This window comes from Zeaxanthinibacter sp. PT1, assembly GCF_028464225.1.
Lineage (GTDB): Bacteria > Bacteroidota > Bacteroidia > Flavobacteriales > Flavobacteriaceae > Zeaxanthinibacter.
Genome location: NZ_JAQPCN010000005.1, coordinates 155,823 through 178,410 on the forward strand (window position 1 = coordinate 155,823; position 22,588 = coordinate 178,410).

The following is a 22,588-nucleotide window of genomic DNA, read 5'->3' on the forward strand; positions in this document are numbered from 1 at the left end:
CTTTGGTAAACAGCTTGTTTTGTTATTTGCGGGTTCTCAGAATATCCTCCTAATTCCCTGTAAAAGATGAAAAGAAACATTATTACTACCGGAGATGGTTCCAAAACCATACAGATCACCGACTGGAATGAACAATACCATTCTACCCACGGGGCTATTCAGGAGGCATACCATGTATTTATAAAAATGGGATTTACACATCATACTTCAATGGACCTCCAAATCCTGGAAATGGGGTTTGGTACTGGCCTAAATGCCCTCATTACGCTGAAAGAGACATTACCGACACAAAGACAGGTACAATACACCACCTTAGAGGCTTACCCGGTTGGGGAGGCAGAGTGGTCCCAACTTAATTACGTGGAACAACTTAAAGATCCCGGTCTAAAGCCATACTATGAAGCATTGCATAAGGCCGAATGGGAAAAGCTTGTATCGATTGAAGAAAACTTCCTCCTGCACAAGAAAAAGATGCCGTTTGAACAGCTCTCGGATGTCGGTTTATATGACCTGGTGTATTACGACGCATTCGGGGCCAGGGTACAACCGGAATTATGGGATGTAGCTTGCTTTGAAAGGGTAAGCCGGGCGATGAGATCCGGAGGAGTACTGGTTACCTATGCCGCTAAAGGAAGTGTACGCAGGGCGATGCAGGAAGTTGGGCTGATGGTGGAGCGATTACCCGGCCCACCCGGCAAAAGAGAAATGCTGAGGGCAACCAAGTCTTAATATTCTCATAAACCCGTTGAAACATGCTTTTCTTCTGTTAAAGGCGTTTTAAACCTTTAGGGTAAGGCCCGGCAAACTGGTATCTTTGACCTGATGAAGATATTGATCACAGGCGCTACAGGATTGGTCGGCTCGCATATTGTGCGACTTTGCCGCCAGGAAAATATAGAGGTACATTACCTGACCACTTCAAAAGATAAGATAGAAGCTAAGGAAGGATACCAAGGTTTCTATTGGGATCCGTCAAAGAGGGAAATAGATACTAAATGTTTTAAGGGGGTAGATGGTATTATTAACCTTGCAGGAACAAGTATCGCCCAGCGATGGACAGATGAGCATAAAAAGGCCATCATGGAAAGTCGAGTCAACAGCCTTAAAACACTGGATATCGGCCTGGCCAAGGTAGACCGCAGTAAGATCAAATCCGTGGTGTCCGCTTCAGCCGTGGGTTATTATCCCGATTCCCTGACCAATTATTATTCCGAGTCCGAAACCGAACACGATAAGAGTTTTCTCGGGGAAGTGGTCGTAGCTTGGGAGCGGGAGGCAGACAACTTGAAAAAATATGATTTCAAGCTTGCAAAAGTGCGGATTGGACTGGTACTGGCCAATGATGGCGGTGCGCTCCCACAAATGGTGAAACCGGTGGATAATTATGTAGGCGCTGCCCTCGGAAGTGGGGAGCAGTGGCAGAGCTGGATCCATATCCACGATCTCGCCTCCATTTTTCTATATGTCTTGAAAAATAATTTGAGTGGTGTTTACAACGCAGTTGCCCCGAACCCTGTAACCAATGGGCGAATGACTCGGGAAATGGCCAGGGAGCTGGGGAAACCTCTATGGTTGCCCAATGTTCCTAAAGTGGTAATGACAACCATTCTCGGGGAAATGGCTTATATCCTGTTCTCCAGCCAGCGTGCAAGCAGTAAAAAAATTGAGGAAAAGGGTTATATGTTCGAATTCTGCAATATCCAGAATGCCCTTACAGACCTTTTAAATTCCGGTGATGAGAAGGTTTCTTCACAGGCGAAATTAGAAGAGCAGAGAGCTACCCGCTAAATAATATTTTAAGAGCATTAAGACAGCAGCCGTTTTTAACGGCTGTTTTTTTATGACATTTTGACATTTTCAAAGAATTGGCAGTACTTTTGCCATCCCTAAACGGTTAAAAAACTGAATTACTAGATGAGTAAGAAAGATAAGACGCAGCAAATGGAAGAGACCCTTTCTGAAGAGCAATTGAATAAGGAAGCGCAGGGACAACAAGACGAGGCCCAGCAGGAGAAGGAGAAGCAGGAAGAAAGTGTATCCGCTGAAGAGCAACTAAAAGGAGATTTGGCGAAAGAAAAGGACAAGTTTCTCAGACTTTTCGCGGAATTTGAAAATTATAAGAAACGTACTTCACGTGAACGGATGGAGTTGTTCAAGACAGCAGGGCAAGAGGTGATCTCCTCCCTGTTACCGGTTATGGACGACCTGGACCGCGCCCTAAAAGAGATCTCGAAGTCAGAAGATAAAGAATTGTTTAAAGGCGTTGAGCTGATAGATAACAAACTTCGGGAAACCTTGAAATCAAAGGGACTGGAGGAAATAGAGGTGCAGCCCGGGGACGGGTTTGACCCTGAAGTTCACGATGCCATCACCCAGGTGCCTTCCCCGGATAAGAAAATGAAGGGCAAGGTGCTGGATGTTGTTGAAAAAGGATACCGCTTGGGAGAACGTATCATTCGTCACCCGAAAGTGGTTGTCGGTCAGTAGATCCGGGTTGGTAACAGCCAACAGTATAAAGGAATTACGAATATTTGAAATCATCTGATGAAGCAGGATTATTACGAAATATTAGGCATTGAAAAAGGTGCCAGTGCAGCGGAAATTAAAAAGGCGTACCGGAAGAAAGCTATCCAGTACCACCCCGATAAGAACCCGGGGGATACCAAGGCAGAAGAATTGTTCAAGAAAGCTGCCGAGGCTTACGAAGTACTGAGCGACCCTGACAAAAGGGCTCGATATGACCAGTATGGCCATGCTGCATTTGAAGGTGGTGGTTTCGGCGGTGGCGGAATGAATATGGATGACATCTTCAGCCAGTTCGGCGATATCTTTGGAAGCGCCTTTGGTGGTGGCTTTGGAGGATTCGGTGGTTTTGGTGGTGGAGGTCAGCGCCGTGTCAAGGGAAGCAACCTTCGTATCCGGGTTAAACTTACGCTGGAAGAGGTAGCCCATGGAGTTGAGAAAAAAGTGAAGGTAAAACGCAAAACCCAGGCTGCAGGGGTAACTTATAAGACCTGTCCAAGTTGTAATGGTGCAGGACAGGTGACAAAGATCACCAATACCATCCTGGGAAGAATGCAAACTGCGACTACTTGTTCTAGTTGTAGTGGTAGTGGGCAAGTGATAGACAACAGGCCCTCAGGTGCCGATGCACAAGGCCTGGAGATGAAAGAAGAGACCGTCTCTATCAAAATTCCGGCCGGTGTAGAGGAAGGCATGCAGTTAAAAGTTAGTGGCAAGGGGAACGAAGCTCCTGGGAACGGCTTCCCCGGAGATCTCCTGGTGGCTATTGAGACTGAAGATCACCCTACTCTAAAGCGAGAAGGAGACAACCTGCATTACGACCTTTATATCAGTTACCCGGATGCCGTACTTGGGACTTCTAAGGAAATCGATACGGTAGGTGGTAAAGTGCGAATTAAGCTGGAGGCGGGTATACAATCCGGAAAAATTCTCAGGTTACGCGGTAAAGGAATTACCAGTATTAATGGATACGGTTCCGGAGACCTGTTGGTTCATGTTAATGTATGGACACCTAAAGACCTGAATAAAGAACAGCGCGAATTCTTTGAAAAGATGCAACAGCACGAGAATTTTGAGCCAAATCCGGAAGCATCGGACAAATCCTTCTTTGAGAAGGTGAAAGACATGTTCTCTTAAGATTTTGATCCTATTAAAATAAAAAATGTATATTTGAAATAATATTGGGAGACCAATATTAATTTTCTTTTTCATAGCAATTTTTTTCCCATCCTTAATCTAATTAAGGGTGGGTTTTGTTTTTTAAGACCTGTTGTAATTGATTTATTCTGTTGTTAACACATTGATTTTGTGGGTTTTGAGCTTTTCGTTTGATAAATGAGGGTGTTCTAAAACAAACTGTTAATCCACAATCTTTTTTGGAGCAAATCTCTATCTTTGGGAAAATTGCTTTCATGAGTATTATCCTGGCTGCAGAGCAGGTTTCCAAACAGTTCGGAAACCATACGGCTCTGAACAAGGTTTCCTTAGAAATTCCTAAAAACAGTATCTACGGCTTGTTGGGTCCCAACGGCGCAGGTAAGACTACGCTTATTCGCATTATCAACCAGATCACTTACCCGGATTCAGGTAGGGTATTTTTTGATGGGGAGGCTTTGCAACCAAAGCATATCGCCATGATAGGATACCTGCCGGAAGAGCGCGGCTTATATAAAAGCATGAAAGTAGGGGAACAGGCCCTCTACCTGGCCCAGCTTAAAGGGATGGGGAAGGCAGAGGCAAAACAGAAGCTTAAGTACTGGTTTGACCGCCTGGATATCGGCGATTGGTGGAATAAGAAGATACAGGAACTCTCTAAGGGAATGGCACAGAAGATACAGTTTATCGTTACCGTGCTGCATCAGCCCAAACTATTGATTTTTGACGAGCCATTTAGTGGTTTCGACCCTATTAATGCTAACATCATTAAGGACGAGATTCTCAAACTTAGGGAACAGGGAACCTCTATCATATTTTCCACCCACAGGATGGAATCTGTGGAAGAGCTATGTGAATACATTGCCCTGTTGCATAATTCGGAAAAGATACTGGATGGTAAGTTATCAGAGATCAAAAGAGCCTACAAGAACAACGTCTTTAAAGTAGGGCTGGAAACGGAGCACGGTGATGACTTGCTGAAAGAGCTTGCGCATACCTTCCAGATCACGAAAACCTCTTATGACCCACAGGACAGGCAGCTGAATTTCAGGGTGCAATTGCCTTCAGATGACACCCGCGAATTCCTGGCCCACATCTCTGCCAGGGCCAGTATCAATAATTTCCTGGAGACTATTCCTTCGGCTAATGATATTTTCATCCAAACCATACAAAGCAAGAATCTCGATGAGTAAATTGGGTCTTATTATTCGCAGGGAATACCTGGCCAAGGTCAGGAATAAATCGTTTGTGATCATGACCTTCCTGTCGCCTATTCTCATGGTGGGTATGGTGGTCCTTATCGCTTACCTCACCAAGGTAAACGACAGTGATAAACGCGTGATCGCCATCCTGAATGAAAGCAGTTATTTTGAGAACGACTTTAAGATCACACCCAGCACTTCTTATGTCGCTTTTAAAGACCTGAGTCTTGAAAAAGCCACGGACAGTACCAGTAATATGGGCTTTTACGGCCTGCTTCATATTCCGGAAAGCACTTCCCTGCTGAGCGCGGCAGAGAATTCCTCCTTCTATACTAAGGATACGCCCAGTACTTCGGTCATCGATATCATCGAAGATGTCTTCCAGGAACGTATCCGGGAGGTAAAACTGGAAGAGTTAGGGGTTTCCAGCGCCCAATATGCAGATATGCGCAACCAGTATGAGATCCGGACCGCAACCTTTACGGGGAAGGTGAATGTGAAAGGGATTAACGAGATCAAAGCGATCATAGGGGGCGGATTTGGTTATATGATCATGATGTTTATCATCATATACGGCGGCTTTGTGATGCGAAGCGTCATCGAGGAAAAGACCAGTCGGGTTATCGAGGTTATCATTTCCTCCGTAAAACCCTTCCAGCTTATGCTGGGTAAAATTCTCGGGAATTCCCTGGCGGGTATTACCCAGTTCGCAATCTGGATCATTTCGGCAGGCCTGCTGATGTCTGCCCTGGTGATTTTCCTGGATTTAGATCCTTCTGGCTTTGGAAATACATCCCCCATGCCCGGCGGTGGGATGAGCAGCCTGGCACCCAACCCCGCAGCTGACAATGCCACGCTTCAGCGATATGCCGAAGAGCTTTTCCAGATTCCCTGGCTGATGCTTATATGCTTCTTCATACTTTACTTCCTGCTCGGTTACCTTATCTATAGCTCAATCTACGCGGCTATCGGTGCCGCTGTAGATAATGAGACCGATACCCAACAGTTTATATTCCCGATCATACTCCCGCTGATGCTGGCCATCTACGTCGGCTTCTTTTCCGTATTCAACAACCCCCACGGTCCTATTGCTGTAGGGTTTTCACTATTCCCGCTGACCTCTCCCATCGTGATGATGATGCGTCTGCCCGGGGGCATAGGGGCCGGTGGTGTGCCGATTTGGCAACTGATTACCTCCCTTGTACTGCTTTTTGGTACTTTTATGGGTATCGTATGGCTTGCGGCCAAGATTTACAGGGTAGGGATACTGATGTATGGTAAAAAACCATCCTATAGGGAACTAATTAAATGGCTTAAATACTGATGTTGCAACAGGATTCAGGAAAATCTAAAATGGAAGAGATCCTCAAGGAGGATGTCTGGCAAACGATTAAAGAATTTCTCAACCTCGGTTTGCACCTGGGAGAGGGGGAAGGCTCTATTCATATTACGATTGGGTTGCTATTGTTGCTCACACTGGCGTTTATCATTACTTCCTTCCTGTTAAAATGGTTGAGAAAGATCCTTACCAGGAAGATGGAAGGGGACGATAAATTAAAATTCATCAGTGTCTTTAAGTTTATAAAATACATCGTTTACATAGGGGTGATCGTGGCCACTATGAGTTCTGCCGGGATCAACATCACCTTACTCCTCACCGCATCTGCCGCGCTTTTTGTGGGACTGGGCCTGGCGTTGCAGGAACTCTTCCAGGATATCATTGCAGGAATTTTCATCATTTCAGACAAATCACTTCATGTCGGCGATATTGTTGAGGTAGAAGGTAAAGTTGGAAAAGTTTTCGAAATTAAACTGCGATCTACCAGGGCCTTAACGCGGGACGACAAGGTGCTTATTATCCCCAACCACAAGTTCCTGAGCGACATTATCTATAATTATACCCAGAACCATAAGACCACCCGGGAATCCGTGTCCGTCGGAGTTGCCTATGGCAGCGATGTGCAGTTGGTCACCGAACTGTTGCTAGACTCCGTTGCCGAACTGAAAGGCGTTCTTAAAAACCCGAAACCTTTCGTGTTATTTAACGACTTCGGAGATTCGGCGTTGCTCTTCTCTGTCAACTACTTTACCTCTGATAGTTTTACGGCGCCACGGGTTAAAAGCCAGATCCGGTACGAGATAGACGCTAAGTTCCGGGAAAACAAGGTCAGTATTCCATTCCCGCAACGCGATGTGCATATTATTCAGCAACAGCCCTTTAGCCATAGTAGCGTAGGAAAGATTGAAGAAGGGGAGGGCTCTTGATATGAACTGGACCTTCTTCGGACTTTTTTGCTTATTCGCAGTAACCTGCTTTCCCGGCTGGTCTCAGAGTACAGACCTGTTCCGGGCAGAGTACACTATTTTGCCTAAAGACGATTCGGATATTCGAGTCGCGAGGTATCGGTTCCTGGTCAATGTGCCTTTTAAAGTTACGGAGGATCAATACCTGGTGACGGGGGCCGAGTATAACCAGATCGCCGTAGGGAGTGAAAGGGAGTTGCCATTTGATGAACGGCAGATAGAAAAACTACATGTAATCGATCTTAACCTGGGGTATATCTTCAAATGGAACGAAGATTGGCGTTTTGTCGCTATCCTCAGTCCCCGACTGGCCTCAAACCTCGTGGGGGGAATACAGGGAAGGGACCTTAAGATGAACGCTTCGGCCGTATTCTGGAAAGAAAAGAAAAATGCTGAGAAACCCTATAGACTTGTTCTGGGCCTGAGCTACAATGCGACCACCGGGCTTCCATTTCCATTACCCCTGCTGAGTTACTACAAACGCTTTCACCCGGAATGGTCTTATACCCTGGGAATACCGAAAAGTCAGTTTAAATACCACGTGGATAAACGCCACACCCTGGAAACGGCACTGTTTTTGGATGGCTATTTTGTGAACATACAGGATGACCTTATTTTTGACGATTCCTCAAGGGCTGCATCCATTTCGCTTTCTGCCTTGGTGGCGGCATTGGGTTACCAGTATAATATTGATAAGAATCTATCCCTGTTTGCCTTAGCGGGATTTACGGTAACGCAAGATGGCGTGCTCAGGGACGACAGGAGAAAGAACGTATACGTGCTGAATGACCAGGGAAATATTTATTTTAGAACTGGATTTAAGGTCTCACTATTTTAAAAAAATAATACAATGTCAAAAATACTTGTTATAGAAGACGAATCCGCTATCAGGAGGGTTCTGGTTAAAATATTATCAGAAGAGAACCAGGCCTACCAGGTAGAAGAAGCCGAGCACGGTACAGGGGGCTTAGATCTCATCAAGAAGAATGATTACGACCTGGTTCTTTGCGACATTAAAATGCCGCGGATGGATGGGGTAGAGGTGCTACAGGAAGCCCGGAAAATTAAGCCCGAGATTCCTTTTATAATGATCTCCGGGCATGGGGACCTGGATACTGCCGTGAACACCATGCGCCTGGGGGCTTTTGACTATATCTCCAAACCACCGGATCTGAACAGGCTCCTGACTACAGTACGCAATGCCCTGGATCGTAAAGAACTGGTCGTGGAGAACAAGATACTGAAGAAGAAGGTAAGTAAGAATTACGAGATGGTTGGTAAGAGCAAGGAGATAGATACCATCAAAGAGATAATAGACAAAGTGGCACCAACGGACGCCAGGGTGCTTATTACCGGGGAGAATGGTACAGGGAAAGAACTCGTCGCCCACTGGATCCACCAAAAGAGCGAACGCAGTGATGCAGCCTTTATCGAGGTCAATTGTGCGGCCATTCCCTCAGAGCTGATAGAGAGTGAGCTTTTCGGTCATGTAAAAGGAGCTTTTACTTCGGCCGTAAAAGACCGTGCCGGAAAATTCGAAACGGCGAATAAAGGAACCATTTTCCTGGATGAAGTAGGAGACATGAGCCTTTCTGCCCAGGCAAAAGTACTACGCGCCCTGCAGGAAAATAAGATTTCCCGGGTGGGATCGGATAAGGATATTAAAGTTGATGTCCGGGTGGTAGCCGCTACCAATAAGGATCTTCAGAAGGAGATCGCCGAGGGCAAATTCAGGGAAGACCTGTACCACAGGCTTGCTGTAATCCTGGTCAAGGTCCCCGCTTTAAATGACCGGAGAGAGGATATCCCTTTATTGATCGAACATTTCTCGGCTAAGATCGCAGAGGAGCACGGAAGCAGTCCTAAAAAATTCAGCGCAAAGGCAATAGACCTTCTCAAGGGTTATAACTGGACCGGGAATATACGGGAACTCCGCAACGTGGTGGAGCGTCTCATCATCCTTGGCGGAGATGCTATTTCTGAAGAAGACGTTAAGCTCTTCGCCAGTAAATAAACCTATAACATCATGGGGGATTATTTAGCACAATCCAGTAAACGGGTCATAGCACGAGACGTAATCAGTTGGGTGCGGTAATGGTAATATTGCTGCGCTTCTGAAAGGTCTTTTCGCAGCAGTTGCTGTTCTGAAAATTTATAGATCTTTTCAGCGAAATCAAAGGCTTCTTCGCAGCTAACCGTCTCCACAACCAAATCAAGTGATTCCTTATATCCCTGCAGGGAACGATCAATGCGCTGCTGCATGGCAACGGTATCTTTGATAGCGGGATCATTGATGATTTCACCGGCATCCATCTGTAGAAACTCTTCGGCATAAGGACTGATATGAAACAATTCGTGTTGCTTGATCGCCTCTTTTGTTTCCAATGTAAGTTCCAGGGATTTATACAATAGGATTTTACCACCCCGCATACTTCCGGCTTTTGCAGCTCTTTTTAGAAGCTCCAGGCTTTCCAGAAGAATATCCCCTGCCTTTTTGCAGCCACAGGAATCCATCTGTTTCCTGGAGTTTTCTACCGCGTTGATGGCTTTATAGGCATAGTAACGCGACATTTTAAGCTCCGTGGCAGCGATGGCTTTTTCGGTTTGTGATTGTATATAGGAGATATTGGATCCGGCGTAGGCGCAGTCTTCTTTTTTACCGAAGGAAGACAGGATGATCCAAAGACAGAGCAATAGTAGGTGACAGCCTCTTTTCATGGCGTAAGTATTTGAATATGTAGGATTTGGGAAGATTAAAGATAGCGGTGATGGGCTGTGCCGCCTCAATTAATCGTCAAAAAGATCGATTGTTGGGTTAAACTAGCCTTATCGTCCTTGTTATTGGTCCATCAATTGGAATTTTGGAACTTATGATCAGCTCCGACCTGAAAAAATGTTATTTTCCCTGTATGAAATCAATAGAGCCCGAAAAATATCGCGCTGATTCCAGCCTGGAGCTGGCAAAATCTTCTACTTTGGAAGATTTTGGACGCAACAAAAAAGAGTTAAAACAGGAACTGCAGACCATTCGTAAAGATCTGGGGGATTTTCAGAATACCATGTATGCCCATGGGAAATATGCCGTATTAATCTGCCTGCAGGGCATGGATACCTCAGGTAAGGACAGCCTGATCCGCGAGGTGTTCAAGGACTTTAATGCCAGGGGAGTGGTGGTTCACAGTTTTAAGGTACCCACGGAACTGGAACGTGATCACGATTACCTCTGGAGGCATTATATCGCCCTTCCGGCCCGTGGAAAATTCGGGGTGTTTAACCGAACCCACTATGAGAACGTTCTGGTGACCCGGGTGCACCCGGAGTACATCCTTGGAGAAAATTTACCGGGGATCAATAGTGTGGCGGATATTGATGATGCCTTCTGGGACCGGCGGTTTGACCAGATAAATGACTTTGAAAGGCACCTGGCACAGAACGGCACCATTGTGTATAAGTTTTTCCTGCATCTCTCCAAGGAAGAACAGCGGCAGCGTTTGCTCAGACGACTTCGACTCAGGGCGAAGAACTGGAAATTTTCACCGGGAGACCTGGAGGAACGAAAATTATGGGACCTGTATATGGAGTATTACCAGGACGCGATCAGGCGGACCTCTAAGGATCATGCCCCCTGGTTTGTGATTCCTGCAGATAACAAGAATGCGGCCCGGGTAATAGTCGCTAAAATCCTCTGGGAATCGTTAAAAAAATATAAAGATATAGAGGAACCCGAACTCGATGAGAAAATAAGGGCTAATATTGCTGATTACAAACGGCAACTGGAAAACGAATAAGAATGAAAAAATTACTTGTGTTGCTGCTCCTGGCAACATTTACCCAAGCACAGACCAAAGACGAACAACAGATCAAATCCCTTTACAATACGGCCCTGACAGAAGGAAAGGCCTATGACTGGCTCAACCATTTATCCAACCAGATCGGCGGACGTTTATCCGGGTCTGTTCAGGCCGAGCAGGCGGTGAAATATACCCGGGAAGAATTGGAGAAACTTGGACTTGATCGCGTATGGCTGCAGCCGGTAATGGTTCCAAAATGGGTGCGTGGCACTCCGGAATATGCCTTTATCGAAACAAAGCCGGGACTGACCAATTCTGTGCCGGTATGCGCATTAGGAGGTTCAGTAGCAACCCCTTTGGGCGGTGTTAAGGCAGAAGTTGTTGAAGTAAAAGGGATAGAAGAACTGCAACAACTGGGCCGGGAAAAAATAGAAGGGAAAATCGTATTCTTTAACAGGCCTATGGAGGCTACGCAGATCAATACATTCAAAGCTTACGGCGGGTGCGTAGACCAACGCTACAGCGGGGCAGAGGAAGCGGCTAAATTTGGTGCGGTGGCCGTATTAGTGCGTTCAATGAATCTTAGGTTGGACGATTACCCCCATACCGGTTCTATGAGCTATGGCGAACTTCCGGTGTCAGCAAGGATCCCGGCGGCTGCCATCAGCACCAATGGGGCCGAATTCCTAAGCACCACCCTGCAATTACAGCCCGATATCAAGTTTTACCTGAAACAGAATTGTAAACAGCTGGAAGATGTTCAGTCGTACAACGTGATCGGGGAGATCCGTGGGAGCGAAGAACCGGAAAAAATCATGCTCGTCGGCGGACACCTGGATTCCTGGGATCTCGGTGACGGCGCCCATGATGACGGCGCAGGCTGCGTTCAGAGTATGGAGGTTCTTCGCTTGTTTAAAGCAACCGGTTATAAGCCCAAAAAAACATTGAGAGTGGTGTTGTTTATGAATGAAGAGAACGGTTTAAGGGGAGGTACAGAATATGCCGCCCAGGCTGCAAAGAAGAATGAAAAACATGTCTTTGCCCTGGAAAGCGATGCAGGCGGATTTAGTCCCCGCGGTTTTAACTTCGATGCTCCTGATAGTTTTATGAAAACTGTGGAAAGCTGGAAACCCTTATTTGAGCCTTACCTGCTGCACCAGTTTGTCAGTGGAGGTGGAGGAGCAGACATAGGCCCGCTAAGAGGAGATGGGGTTATACTGGCCGGGTTAATTCCCGACTCCCAGCGCTATTTTGATCATCACCACGCAGAGAATGATACTTTTGAACATGTCAACAAAAGGGAACTGGAACTAGGTGCGGCCGCTATGGCCAGCCTGGTTTATCTCTTTGATAATTACGGAAACCAGGATACAGGAACCGATAACGGCAAGTAAGCCACCGTTAAAACGGGCTAAATGATTATCTTTGCCCCTTAAAAAAAATATCATGCAGGACGGAATATATGCAAAGTTCAAAACTGCCAAGGGTGATATCCTGGTGGAACTGACTTATGAAAAAACACCGGGCACAGTAGGAAATTTTGTTGCCCTGGCAGAAGGTAATATGCCTAATAAAGCTAAAGGTGAGGGCGAACCATATTACGACGGTTTAAAGTTCCACAGGGTGATACCGGATTTTATGATACAGGGCGGTTGTCCACTGGGAACCGGGACCGGTGATCCGGGTTACAAGTTTGACGACGAATTTCATCCGGACCTTGTACATGACACAGCCGGAGTGTTGTCTATGGCCAATGCTGGACCGGGAACGAACGGCAGCCAGTTTTTTATCACCCATGGCGCTACTCCCTGGCTGGATAATAAGCACACCGTGTTTGGGAAGGTGGTTGAAGGACAGGAAGTAGTTGATGCAGTAGCCCAGGGCGACGAGATTAAAGAGGTCGAGATTATCCGCCAGGGTGAAAAGGCTTCTTCCTGGGACGCCTTAGAAGCTTTTCGAAAATTTGAAAGCTCAGGAGATGAAAGGCGACAGGCCGAAAAAGCCAAAGCAGAGGCAGAATTAGATAAGATTGCTGCAGGATTTGACCGGACAGACAGTGGTTTGCGCTATAAGATCATTCAGAAAGGCGATGGACCGAAAGCTGAGAAAGGGAAAACAGTTTCTGTACATTATGAAGGAGCCTTTAAAGACGGGCGGGTATTTGATTCGTCTTATAAACGAAAACAACCTATAGATTTTAAATTAGGCATCGGACAGGTGATCCGTGGTTGGGATGAAGGTATATCCTTGCTCAAGGTAGGTGATAAAGCCAGGTTCGTCATTCCTTCAGACCTGGCGTACGGAAGTGCAGGTGCAGGTGGAGTAATTCCCCCGGATGCAACTCTTGTTTTTGATGTGGAATTGATGAAAGTGGGATAATCCAAAATATTGCAACCTATAAGGGTAGCGAAACTATAAAGCCCCTGGTCCTTCCGGATTGGGGGTTTTCTTATTTAGAACGGAAAAGGCTGTAACCCAGCATCAGGATGTTCAGTAATACGAGGAGGCAGAGTAATTCTAAGAATACAGACATAGTTATTGGTGTTTGGCGGGGGAACTATTTCTTATTAAAGAACAACCGGGGAGCATAAAACCCTACCGGAAGTACCGTATTTTTATATTTTCGGGAAATTAGATTGCATAAAAAAATCCCGACCTGTTCGCCGGGATTCTATTAAAAAAAAAATAACGTTAGTGCCTAGTCGATTACTGTCACATTTACGGCGTTCATTCCTTTTTTGCCTTGTTGTAGTTCAAATTCTACAACATCACCTTCACGTACTTCGTCAATTAAGCCGGAAATGTGTACAAAGTGCTCTTCTTCTGAACCATCCTCCTTGATGAAACCATATCCTTTGGTGTCATTGAAGAATTTTACTGTTCCTTTACTCATAATAGATAATTAAAAATATTGATATATAATCCGGCGAAGTTACGGTAAATAATTGAAAAAAGGCATTTTAGGGATTCTAATTGTAAAAAAATTCGCACTATAGCGGCTCAGCCCACTGGAATTGGGCCTTAGAATCCTATTGAAAATTCAGCTTTGTGCACTTCTCTATATTTCACTGCTGGCAAAATAAGTAAAGAGATCAGCTAACAGGGATTTTACATCATATTTTAAATCAGTCTGCTCATTATAAGTGAATTGTGTGCGAGCTGATGTGAAAAATTAACTATCTTACTATTACTTCCCCCGGCAGTGCCCTTTATTGCCGGCCTCCCCCTACACGGTTTCTATAACGGACCTGCATCATATTCTTTTATGCTAGTAACCAAAACTATTATATGATGAAAAAAGTCTATCTCTTTGTAGTGAGCTGCTGTACAGCAATGCTGCTACCTGTTACCCAATTACATGCACAGGATGAAAACCAGGAAAGGCCTGCCTATATTACCGTGACCACCCTCCACTGGAATATGGACAAGGAAGATTTTGACATGGACAAGTGGAAGGCCATGGAAAAGGAATACCTGGATAAAGTGACCTCTAAAAATGAACACGTAATGGGCTCCGGGTATTACCTGCATCGCTTTACGCCGGACAACCGTGAATTAGTAGCTGTCACTACATATCCCAGTTGGGAGGCCATTGACAAAGCTGCTGCACGTGATGGGGAACTGATTAAGGAAGGATGGCCTGACGAAGAGGCCAGGAAAGCTTATTTTAAAGAGCGGAATTCTTATTATGCCGATTTTCATTCCGATGAAATTTACGCGCCAATGGAAAATGTGAAACCTTTGACTGCTGACGGAGAGAAGATTGTTTTGGTAAGGAGAAGCCAGTTAAAATTCCCAGGTGACGGTTCCTATGATGAATTCAACAAGGCACACATGGACTACGTGGATAACGTATTCCGAAAAAATGACCATATTAAAGGGTATTACCCGCTGATGCACGCATGGGGAGCAGATCGCAGGGAGATGGTCGAAGCCTTTTACGTGGATTCCATGGATGAGCTGGATAAGATGTATGATAAGAACAATGAATTGTTCATGGCTAAATGGGATACCGAAGAAGCCAGGGAAGAAATGCAGGCCATGGCCAGCAAATATTTTACCGGCATACATGGCGATTACATCTACACCATGGTACCCGAATTACGGAAATAAATACAAAAAAAGAGCGCCGATTCGGCGCTCTGACTTTTTTAAGCGGTAGGGTCAGGGGTTAATCTCAGGTATGACCTGATTTCCTCCACTCCTCCACTGAACATCTCCCTGGCTTCTGCCGTAGGGATAGAAGGGCTGACCACTACTTTTTCACCATGTTTCCAATTGGCAGGTGTGGCAACCTTGTGATAAGCGGTAAGCTGTAATGAATCGATCACCCTTAAAAGTTCGTGAAAATTTCTTCCCGTAGAGGCAGGGTAGGTGAGCATCAGCTTTACAGTTTTATCCGGGGCGATGATATAGACCGATCTCACGGTCTGGGTATCATCAGCATTAGGATGTATCATATCGTACAGGTCGGATACTTTTCTGTCTTCGTCTGCTATAATCGGGAAGTTAACCGTGGTCTGCTGAGTGTCATTAATATCGTTAATCCATTCCTTGTGAGAAGCCACTCCATCCACACTTAAGGCGATCATTTTTACATTTCTCTTATCAAACTCCTTCTTGAATTTAGCTGCAGTTCCCAATTCTGTAGTGCATACCGGGGTAAAATCTGCAGGGTGCGAAAATAAGATACCCCAGCTGTCACCCAGGTAGTCGTAAAAGCTTATCTGTCCTTCTGAACTCTGTGCTGTGAAGTCAGGGGCTTTGTCCCCCAAACGTATCGTTGCCATCTGTTATACATTTATTTGGTTAATATCCTATAAAATTAATAGACCATATAGGAATAATGCCATCCTCTAGGTTAAAAATCTATTAAAATTCCCTCCGCCTCTCAGTATTCTGATTAAACTTGGTAAGAGAAAACAGAAGCCACAGCCAATTAACTCTAATATATAAGTTATGAATGCAGATACACTGGAAACACTGCGATATCCTATAGGTCATTTCGTCAAGCCGGAAGTGGTTACGGAATTGATCCTGGCAGACTGGATCGCTGAACTGGAAGCACTGCCGGTAGATCTTGAAGACCTGGTCAGCGGTTTTACAAAATCACAACTCGATACGCCATACCGGGAGGGAGGATGGACGGTCCGGCAGGTTGTTCATCACCTGGCAGACAGTCACCACCACAGTTATACCAGGTTCAAGTGGGCCCTGACGGAAAACAGCCCGGTCATCAAAGCCTATGATGAAAAGAAATGGGCAGAACTCCCTGACACAAAATCGGCTCCCATAGACCTTTCCCTGCAGCATCTTAAGATCGTACACCTAAAACTGGTGAAATTACTGAGAGAGATGAGTAAGGAAGATTTTAACAGGGATTTCATCCATCCCGTAGGGGAAAGGAGGATCACCCTGGAGGAAAATGCGGGCCATTACGCATGGCATGGGAAACATCATTTTGCACATATTGAAAGATTGGCACAAAGGGAAGGCTGGATTCCTGCACTCTGATAGCTGCATTCCCTCAGGGCTTCCACTTTATGTTACACCCGATACTGGGTTTCTGCTCCTGCTCAATGGGCTGGCCGGATAGGAGAGCGTCCATGGCCTTCCTGAGATCCTTACCGCTCAAAGGAACGTCGTTACCCGGCCTGGAATCATCCAATTGGCCGCGGTAAACCAGTTTGAGGTCCGCATCAAACAAATAGAAATCCGGGGTGCAGGCGGCATCGTAATCTTTGGCCGTTTGCTGACTTTCATCGTATAAATAAGGAAATATATAACCTTCATTCCTGGCGGTGACCTTCATCAGGTCTGGTGCATCTTGTGGATAATTGGCAACATCATTACTGGAAATTGCGGCAAAACCGATGCCTTTGGGTTGGTATTCCTTTGCAAGCCGGGCAATTTCAGGATTAACGTGTTTGACAAAGGGGCAGTGGTTACAGATAAACATGATCACCGTGCCCTGCTCACCGGTAACCGAATGAAGGTTGCGAGTCTTATCACTGACGGTATCCATAAGACTGAATTCTGGTGCCACTGTACCAAGTGCTAACATATTACTGGGGGTTCTTGCCATGATCTGCTACAATTTATGAACGGTGTTCAAATTTTACGTAAAGGGGTCCGGGGGTGGACCTGCGTTTATTTATTTTTATACAGGTAATATAATCATAAACCACGGGAGTTCAAACCTCCTTATTAACTTGTATGATTTGCTTTTTGGGCAAACAATGAGTATTTTAAATCTCAATAGAAAAAGAAGATTATGGACAAAACATACACCTCGCTTTCAGTCGCTATTTCGGCATTACAGGAAGAAGGCTATACAGAAGATTTTAACCTCTCAGACGATGGCCTGGAGAACAAGAAACGCAAAACTGTGCATCCTGCAGATGAGCTGGATGTGGTGAAGCATTACCGCTTTGAAGGGATGTCAAACCCGGCTGATAATACGGTACTCTACGTCATTGAAACAAAGTCCGGGGAAAAAGGATTGTTAGTCGATGCCTATGGAGCCTATTCGGGGCAAATGCCCAAGGGGATGGTAGACAAATTAAAAATCGACTATTAGAAGGTAGCGAATTTTTAGTCACACCTTATATTTTCACTTATCTTGCCCTGGGTCTAATCATAAATTTGAGCCTCACTTTTTGGAACAACAGCCAGACACCTTACAGATCAATTTCAGCCCCGATAATTTATGGATACTGAATATTGCTTTGGCATTTGTGATGTACGGTATTGCCCTGGAGATCAGCACAGCTGATTTTAAGCGGCTTTGGAAAGCCCCCAGACCGGTTTTTACGGGTCTGCTATCACAATTCATCTTACTTCCTGCGTTGACGTTTTTCCTGGTGCTGTTTTTTAAACCAGAACCCGGGATCGCCCTCGGGATGTTTATGGTGGCTGCCTGTCCCGGCGGTAATGTCTCCAATTTTATGACTTATCTCTCAGGGGGGAATAATGCGCTTTCCGTTAGCCTTACTGCCCTGGCCACCTTACTGGCCGTAGTTATGACCCCATTAAACTTACAGTTCTGGGGCAGTTTATACTTTCCCACCCGGGAGATCCTGGAGAAAGTTGCCCTGGCTCCCGGGGAAATGGTAAAACTGGTACTTCTCTTACTGGCCATTCCTCTTTTACTGGGGATGCTTACTCGTAGCTATTTCCCGGCTATAGCACTTAGCCTTGCCCGGAAACTGAAGTGGACAAGCCTGATCTTTTTCCTCATACTGATCGTATTGGCGTTATATGATAACAGCGAGGTATTGCAGTCTCACCTGCAAGATGTTTTCTGGATGGTGTTACTGCACAACGCGATTGCATTAGTGGCCGGGTATGGCCTGGCCAGCCTGATGCAACTAGACCGACAAGACAGGAGGACCCTGGCTATAGAGACCGGTATACAGAATTCCGGTTTGGGACTTTTGCTCATCTTTACTTTCTTTGACCAGCTGGGGACTATGGCCCTGCTCACCGCAGCATGGGGAATTTGGCACCTGGTTTCGGGATTAGCCCTTTCCGGGTATTGGAGTTCCCGTCCGCTAACCAAAAAAATTCCGGGATGAGAGAATTCTCGTATGCGCTGCTTAAGAAACTGATCCGCTTTGGGTTCTTCTGCTATTACCAGGAGGTCAGGATGCATGGTTTAAAGGATCTGCCTACAGATAAGCCGATGCTGATTTTACCCAACCACCAGAATGCCCTGATCGATCCACTCCTTATCGCTGCCTTCGCCAAAGAAAGCCCGTTTTTCCTTACCAGGGCCGATGTCTTCTCAGGGGGGCTGCTCGAGTCGTTCTTTCGTTTTTTACATATGATCCCTATCTATCGGCTTAGGGACGGGAGAGACTCCCTGGGCAGGAATGAAGCGGTATTTGAACAATGTACCCGCTTGCTCAGGTCCGGTAAGAGTATCGTGATGTTCCCTGAAGCCAATCACAACCTGGAACGCAGGGTGAGACCGCTGAGTAAGGGGTTTACGAGGATACTGTTCGGGGCACTACAGGAGAATGCAGGGCAGGAGATCTACGTAGTTCCCGTTGGGATCAATTTTGTCCGTGCGGCAGGATTCCCGGACCGCGTAGCATTTTATTTTGATCGTCCTGTTCCAACCCGGTCTTATTATGACCCGGAGAACGAACGTACATCGGTCATTGCCATCAGGGATGAGGTTGCGACACGCCTTCGCCGTTTAACCACCCATATCCCGGAAGAAATCTATACAGAAATACAATCAGTTTTGGAGGACAGGGGAGTGGACTATACAGACCCGGTAACTGTGAACCGTTTAATATCAGAGATAGCTGAAGGAAAAGCCCAGGTCACGAAAAAGGAAAAGCGCAACAAAATAACCGGCAGATTGTGGGACGGAATTTTCGTTCTCCTCAATCTGCCGGTTGTACTGCTTTGGAAAATTGTTATAAAGCCACGGGTATCAGAACCTGAATTCCTGAGTACTACCCGGTTTTTATTTGCCTTACTTATCTATCCAATAATTTACCTCGTACTCTTACTGTTCTTACCCCTCGCGGGTTCTATAATCATTGCAGTATTGCTGCATTTCTTATTTAACCTGTTGTACGTTAAATTCCGCTGAGCAAGCTTACATGCTTGGCCCAAAAAAGATGGCGTTCATCAGTAATTTATTGGTCCCGTACCAGAATGCCCTGAAATTCGTATTATCGGTAAATACCATAATACGTCCTTTGCCTTTCCGCTCTACCTTGAAAGGAACACTGTTCTTTAATAGTTCCAGGTTCTCTTCCGAAACGTATCCGCTCAATAGTGGGTTTTCTGTATAGGTAATAGGATTGTCATAGCTGTCTTTGTTGGGTTCCAGGTATATATTGGTATTTCTGAATACCGGTAACAATTCATCTGCATAGCCAAAGTTGATAGGGTGCGAACGATCCAATCTCGCCTCGAAGATGGTGCCGCTGGTCTCCTGCGCTCCCCTGAAATCATTTCTTTGGTCAAAGGGAATATTCTTGGCAACCAGGGTGTCCTTTTTCATTTCAAGCTTCATCATTTTATGCTTCTTAAACCAGTTAGCGGTATTGCTGTACCCGATCAGGGTTCCTCCCGACCTTGCCCACTGGTCCAGTTTCTTTGCTGCCGCAGAATCCAGTGCTGATGTGCTGTACACACTTGGAATAATTATATCTGTGTAATCACTCAGGTCTACTTGTTTCAGGTATTCAGTGCCGATCTTGGTGATCTGCATGTCATACCGGGTATCAAATAAGTGCCAGATCTCCCCGGCATCGTAAGATCGGATACCGCTACCGACAATAAGCGCTACTTTCTGCTTTTTCACCGGATCAAATTCATTGCTACCCAGGTCAATTCCGCGGGTGTAACCGGTGCTCACACCGTGGATCTGAAGATAACTGTCCTGGGCAATCTCGGTCAGGAAATCGTGAATGGCCTGGGCATCCATATCCTGGTTGGCCACCGGGACCATAATGGTACCGTAGTCGTATTTTTTGCCCTCCAGAGTAAAGGGACCTTTGGCAACTTTTGCGCGCAGTCCCTTATTCACAATGCGGTTAAGCGCTTTGGGTGTAAAGTACTCATGCCATTCAAACAGGTATGCATAATTACTTTTCTTATCCACTTTACCACTCAGGGGTTCCAATTTCTCGATAGCTTGTCCGGCACCGTCCAGAGATCCTACAGGCGCGTAATCCACGTTAAAGGCCAATGGGAAAGTCCATGCAGAAATATCGTAGAACAGGCTGTCTTTAAACGTCGTCCTTTTTTCGAACATCGCTTTGAGAAGCCTGTAATTCTTTTGATCGGAAGGGGCGATGTAAGCCGTTCCCGGGCTGAAGGTTTCGCCACCGGCCTTGAGATCTTTTTCAAGGGGATGAACTTTTATCTTATGTTGCTCCAGGATCCTGGCGAGTTCCCAGGAAGCTGCCCTGTTCTCAGGACTGCCAAAAACAAATCCTTTCACTCGGTCCTTACCGGCTTCACTGCGAACATCCTTGTAAAAGTCCTGTTGATATTTAAGGATCTTTTCCCTCATGTTCTCTGCGGCCTCAATCGTAGAAAGCGCCGTGGTGAACTGGTTCTTGATGGTAAAAGGAAAAGTCAGAATACCGTTTTCACTCTCCTGTATATGTCCCCTAGAGCTGCCTTGTTCAAAAAGGATACCTATACTCCCGTTTACGTCGGGAAAAGTAGATCCCTTGCCGTAGTAATAATCGTCATAATTTTCTTCGGTATAATAAAGTGAGCCTATTCCATCTAAGGCCTTGGCGTGGTATGTACCAATCTCTGCGGTGAGTTCCTGGTTGATTTCCGGGGTCAGGGGGTGTACCCTGTCCGGTTCGCCGGGTTGGAAGAAGAACGTAGAATTGGTCCCCATTTCGTGGTGATCGGTCAGGATATTCGGAAGCCATTTATGGAAAGTGGCAAGCCTTGCTTTACTCTCCGGTAGTTGTACCGGTAGCCAGTCCCTGTTCAGGTCAAACCAGTAGTGGTTCGTACGCCCGCCGGGCCATACTTCGTGGTACTCACGTTCATTATTGTCAGGGTTAAGGTTCATACTCCTGTTCGTATTGGCCCAATAGGCAAATCGTTGCAAGCCGTCAGGGTTAAATGATGGATCCAGGAGAATGACCATATTCTTCAATTTATCTTCTATATCCTGGCCTTCAGCAGCAGCCAGGTGGTAAGCATAGGCCAGGGCTGCATTGGCACCACTGGGTTCGTTACCGTGTACAGAGAATCCTTGGTATACTACTATTGGGCGGTCTGCCGCGCTTCCTGAACTATTTTCTTCTGTAGCGGCCAGGTGCTCCTCCCTGATCTCTTCAATTCTCGCCAGGTTTGCAGGCGAACTTACGGTAAGTAGTAAAATGGGCCTACCCTCGTAAGTAGATCCCCGGCTTTCAAGCGTTATGCGGTCGCTACTTTTAGCTAAAGCCTGGTAGTACTGTACCAGTTTATCATGTGTAACATGCCATTCGCCTACTTCGTGCCCAATGACTTCCTTAGGGGTAGGAATCTCGGAATTGTAACTAGTGCCTTCGGGTAGATAGTAAGAAAGGCTGAGGTCCTCTTGACCCTGGACCAGGGTTATCGCAGCAAGGGCGATCCATAAAAATGATTTCTTAAGCATGGGTATTCTGATTACTAAGGGGGTTAAACAAAAACGACCCCGTGGAAAAGGGCCGTTGTGTATTTTTTAAGTCTGAATTAAATGTCGTCAAAATCGATATCGGTGAAATTTTCAGTGGTTTTAGCCTCTTCCTTTTCATCCAGTTCTTCTTTTTTGAAATCCTTCTGGTGTCTTTCAGAGATCACCTCGGTTCCTTTTTCATCGATGATGTAATCCATCATCTCTTCCATGATCTCACGGAAAGAAGCAAAGTCTTCTTTGTAAAGATAGATTTTGTGTTTCTTGTAGTGAAACGATCCGTCGTCGTGGGTAAATTTCTTGCTTTCGGTGATCGTGAGGTAATAATCTCCTGCCTTTGTGCTGCGTACATCGAAAAAATAAGTGCGCCTTCCTGCTCTTAAAACTTTAGAATAAATTTCTTCCTGTTCCATTAATTCTTTTTCGCTCATTACATCGGTATCTAGTTAGTATTT

The 22,588-nt window shown here is 45.8% G+C and carries 23 protein-coding genes; 17 read left to right on the forward strand and 6 right to left on the reverse strand.

Features of this window, described 5'->3' with window-relative positions; genetic code table 11:
• Window positions 1-66 precede the first annotated feature (66 nt).
• The 9 genes from mnmD (at window position 67) to PP178_RS13075 (ending at window position 9,198) form a co-directional block, all read left to right on the forward strand.
• On the forward strand, window positions 67-729 hold the full coding sequence (gene mnmD / locus PP178_RS13035) for a tRNA (5-methylaminomethyl-2-thiouridine)(34)-methyltransferase MnmD (protein WP_272594797.1): 663 nt from the start codon (window positions 67-69) through the stop codon (window positions 727-729).
• Between the two features lie 93 nt (window positions 730-822).
• The gene (locus PP178_RS13040) at window positions 823-1,788 is read left to right on the forward strand and encodes a TIGR01777 family oxidoreductase (protein WP_272594798.1); all 966 of its coding nucleotides are present in this window, start codon (window positions 823-825) and stop codon (window positions 1,786-1,788) included.
• A 126-nt stretch (window positions 1,789-1,914) separates the two neighbouring features.
• The gene (locus PP178_RS13045; protein ID WP_272594799.1) at window positions 1,915-2,487 is read left to right on the forward strand and encodes a nucleotide exchange factor GrpE; all 573 of its coding nucleotides are present in this window, start codon (window positions 1,915-1,917) and stop codon (window positions 2,485-2,487) included.
• 57 nt (window positions 2,488-2,544) lie between these two features.
• Window positions 2,545-3,660, forward strand: a complete 1,116-nt coding sequence (gene dnaJ, locus PP178_RS13050; RefSeq protein ID WP_272594800.1) for a molecular chaperone DnaJ — start codon at window positions 2,545-2,547, stop codon at window positions 3,658-3,660.
• 275 nt (window positions 3,661-3,935) lie between these two features.
• Complete coding sequence (locus PP178_RS13055) at window positions 3,936-4,871, forward strand: ABC transporter ATP-binding protein (protein WP_272594801.1); 936 nt, start codon at window positions 3,936-3,938, stop codon at window positions 4,869-4,871.
• Window positions 4,864-6,204 (forward strand): ABC transporter permease, encoded by a 1,341-nt coding sequence (locus PP178_RS13060; protein WP_272594802.1) that lies wholly within the window; start codon window positions 4,864-4,866, stop codon window positions 6,202-6,204. The genes PP178_RS13055 and PP178_RS13060 overlap by 8 nt, the downstream gene beginning before the upstream one ends.
• The gene (locus tag PP178_RS13065; RefSeq protein ID WP_272594803.1) at window positions 6,204-7,145 is read left to right on the forward strand and encodes a mechanosensitive ion channel family protein; all 942 of its coding nucleotides are present in this window, start codon (window positions 6,204-6,206) and stop codon (window positions 7,143-7,145) included. The genes PP178_RS13060 and PP178_RS13065 overlap by 1 nt, the downstream gene beginning before the upstream one ends.
• A gap of 1 nt (window position 7,146) precedes the next feature.
• A complete protein-coding gene (locus PP178_RS13070; protein WP_272594804.1) occupies window positions 7,147-8,022 on the forward strand; it encodes a DUF6268 family outer membrane beta-barrel protein in 876 nt (291 codons plus the stop codon).
• A 12-nt stretch (window positions 8,023-8,034) separates the two neighbouring features.
• Window positions 8,035-9,198: a sigma-54-dependent transcriptional regulator gene (locus tag PP178_RS13075; RefSeq protein WP_272594805.1), complete on the forward strand. Its 1,164-nt coding sequence runs from the start codon at window positions 8,035-8,037 to the stop codon at window positions 9,196-9,198.
• Between the two features lie 20 nt (window positions 9,199-9,218).
• Here PP178_RS13075 and PP178_RS13080 read toward each other — a convergent pair whose 3' ends face one another.
• On the reverse strand, window positions 9,219-9,902 hold the full coding sequence (locus tag PP178_RS13080; protein WP_272594806.1) for a hypothetical protein: 684 nt from the start codon (window positions 9,900-9,902) through the stop codon (window positions 9,219-9,221).
• A gap of 191 nt (window positions 9,903-10,093) precedes the next feature.
• On the opposite strand from PP178_RS13080, the gene PP178_RS13085 reads away from it, so the two are divergent.
• From PP178_RS13085 to PP178_RS13095, 3 genes are read left to right on the forward strand one after another with little or no spacing between them, the layout of a single operon-like run.
• Window positions 10,094-10,972, forward strand: coding sequence for a PPK2 family polyphosphate kinase (locus PP178_RS13085; RefSeq protein ID WP_272594807.1), 879 nt, complete (start codon window positions 10,094-10,096; stop codon window positions 10,970-10,972).
• A gap of 2 nt (window positions 10,973-10,974) precedes the next feature.
• Window positions 10,975-12,369 carry a M20/M25/M40 family metallo-hydrolase gene (locus PP178_RS13090; protein ID WP_272594808.1) on the forward strand — a complete coding sequence of 465 codons (1,395 nt, stop codon included), beginning with the start codon at window positions 10,975-10,977 and terminating at the stop codon, window positions 12,367-12,369.
• Window positions 12,370-12,421: 52 nt separating this feature from the next.
• Window positions 12,422-13,354, forward strand: a complete 933-nt coding sequence (locus tag PP178_RS13095) for a peptidylprolyl isomerase (RefSeq protein WP_272594809.1) — start codon at window positions 12,422-12,424, stop codon at window positions 13,352-13,354.
• Window positions 13,355-13,673: 319 nt separating this feature from the next.
• On the opposite strand, the gene PP178_RS13100 is transcribed toward PP178_RS13095, so the two are convergent.
• Window positions 13,674-13,868: a cold-shock protein gene (locus tag PP178_RS13100; RefSeq protein ID WP_133644782.1), complete on the reverse strand. Its 195-nt coding sequence runs from the start codon at window positions 13,866-13,868 to the stop codon at window positions 13,674-13,676.
• 395 nt (window positions 13,869-14,263) lie between these two features.
• Here PP178_RS13100 and PP178_RS13105 point away from each other — a divergent pair, with 395 nt between their 5' ends.
• Window positions 14,264-15,088 (forward strand): hypothetical protein, encoded by an 825-nt coding sequence (locus PP178_RS13105; RefSeq protein ID WP_272594810.1) that lies wholly within the window; start codon window positions 14,264-14,266, stop codon window positions 15,086-15,088.
• A gap of 38 nt (window positions 15,089-15,126) precedes the next feature.
• Here the strand turns inward: PP178_RS13105 and PP178_RS13110 are convergent, their stop codons facing one another.
• Complete coding sequence (locus PP178_RS13110; RefSeq protein ID WP_272594811.1) at window positions 15,127-15,765, reverse strand: peroxiredoxin; 639 nt, start codon at window positions 15,763-15,765, stop codon at window positions 15,127-15,129.
• Window positions 15,766-15,934: 169 nt separating this feature from the next.
• Between PP178_RS13110 and PP178_RS13115 the strand changes: the two genes are divergently transcribed.
• On the forward strand, window positions 15,935-16,489 hold the full coding sequence (locus PP178_RS13115) for a YfiT family bacillithiol transferase (RefSeq protein ID WP_272594812.1): 555 nt from the start codon (window positions 15,935-15,937) through the stop codon (window positions 16,487-16,489).
• Window positions 16,490-16,502: 13 nt separating this feature from the next.
• Here PP178_RS13115 and PP178_RS13120 read toward each other — a convergent pair whose 3' ends face one another.
• The gene (locus tag PP178_RS13120; protein WP_272594813.1) at window positions 16,503-17,060 is read right to left on the reverse strand and encodes a thioredoxin family protein; all 558 of its coding nucleotides are present in this window, start codon (window positions 17,058-17,060) and stop codon (window positions 16,503-16,505) included.
• Window positions 17,061-17,249: 189 nt separating this feature from the next.
• Here PP178_RS13120 and PP178_RS13125 point away from each other — a divergent pair, with 189 nt between their 5' ends.
• From PP178_RS13125 to PP178_RS13135, 3 genes are all read left to right on the forward strand, one after another.
• Complete coding sequence (locus tag PP178_RS13125) at window positions 17,250-17,555, forward strand: phosphoribosylpyrophosphate synthetase (RefSeq protein WP_272594814.1); 306 nt, start codon at window positions 17,250-17,252, stop codon at window positions 17,553-17,555.
• Between the two features lie 79 nt (window positions 17,556-17,634).
• Window positions 17,635-18,552 (forward strand): bile acid:sodium symporter family protein, encoded by a 918-nt coding sequence (locus PP178_RS13130; protein WP_272594815.1) that lies wholly within the window; start codon window positions 17,635-17,637, stop codon window positions 18,550-18,552.
• Window positions 18,549-19,583, forward strand: a complete 1,035-nt coding sequence (locus PP178_RS13135; RefSeq protein WP_272594816.1) for a 1-acyl-sn-glycerol-3-phosphate acyltransferase — start codon at window positions 18,549-18,551, stop codon at window positions 19,581-19,583. Before PP178_RS13130 ends, PP178_RS13135 begins: the two co-directional genes overlap by 4 nt.
• Before the next feature lie 6 nt (window positions 19,584-19,589).
• Here the strand turns inward: PP178_RS13135 and PP178_RS13140 are convergent, their stop codons facing one another.
• A complete protein-coding gene (locus PP178_RS13140; protein ID WP_272594817.1) occupies window positions 19,590-22,115 on the reverse strand; it encodes a M14 family metallopeptidase in 2,526 nt (841 codons plus the stop codon).
• A gap of 77 nt (window positions 22,116-22,192) precedes the next feature.
• A complete protein-coding gene (locus PP178_RS13145) occupies window positions 22,193-22,564 on the reverse strand; it encodes a PUR family DNA/RNA-binding protein (protein ID WP_272594818.1) in 372 nt (123 codons plus the stop codon).
• Window positions 22,565-22,588 lie beyond the last annotated feature (24 nt).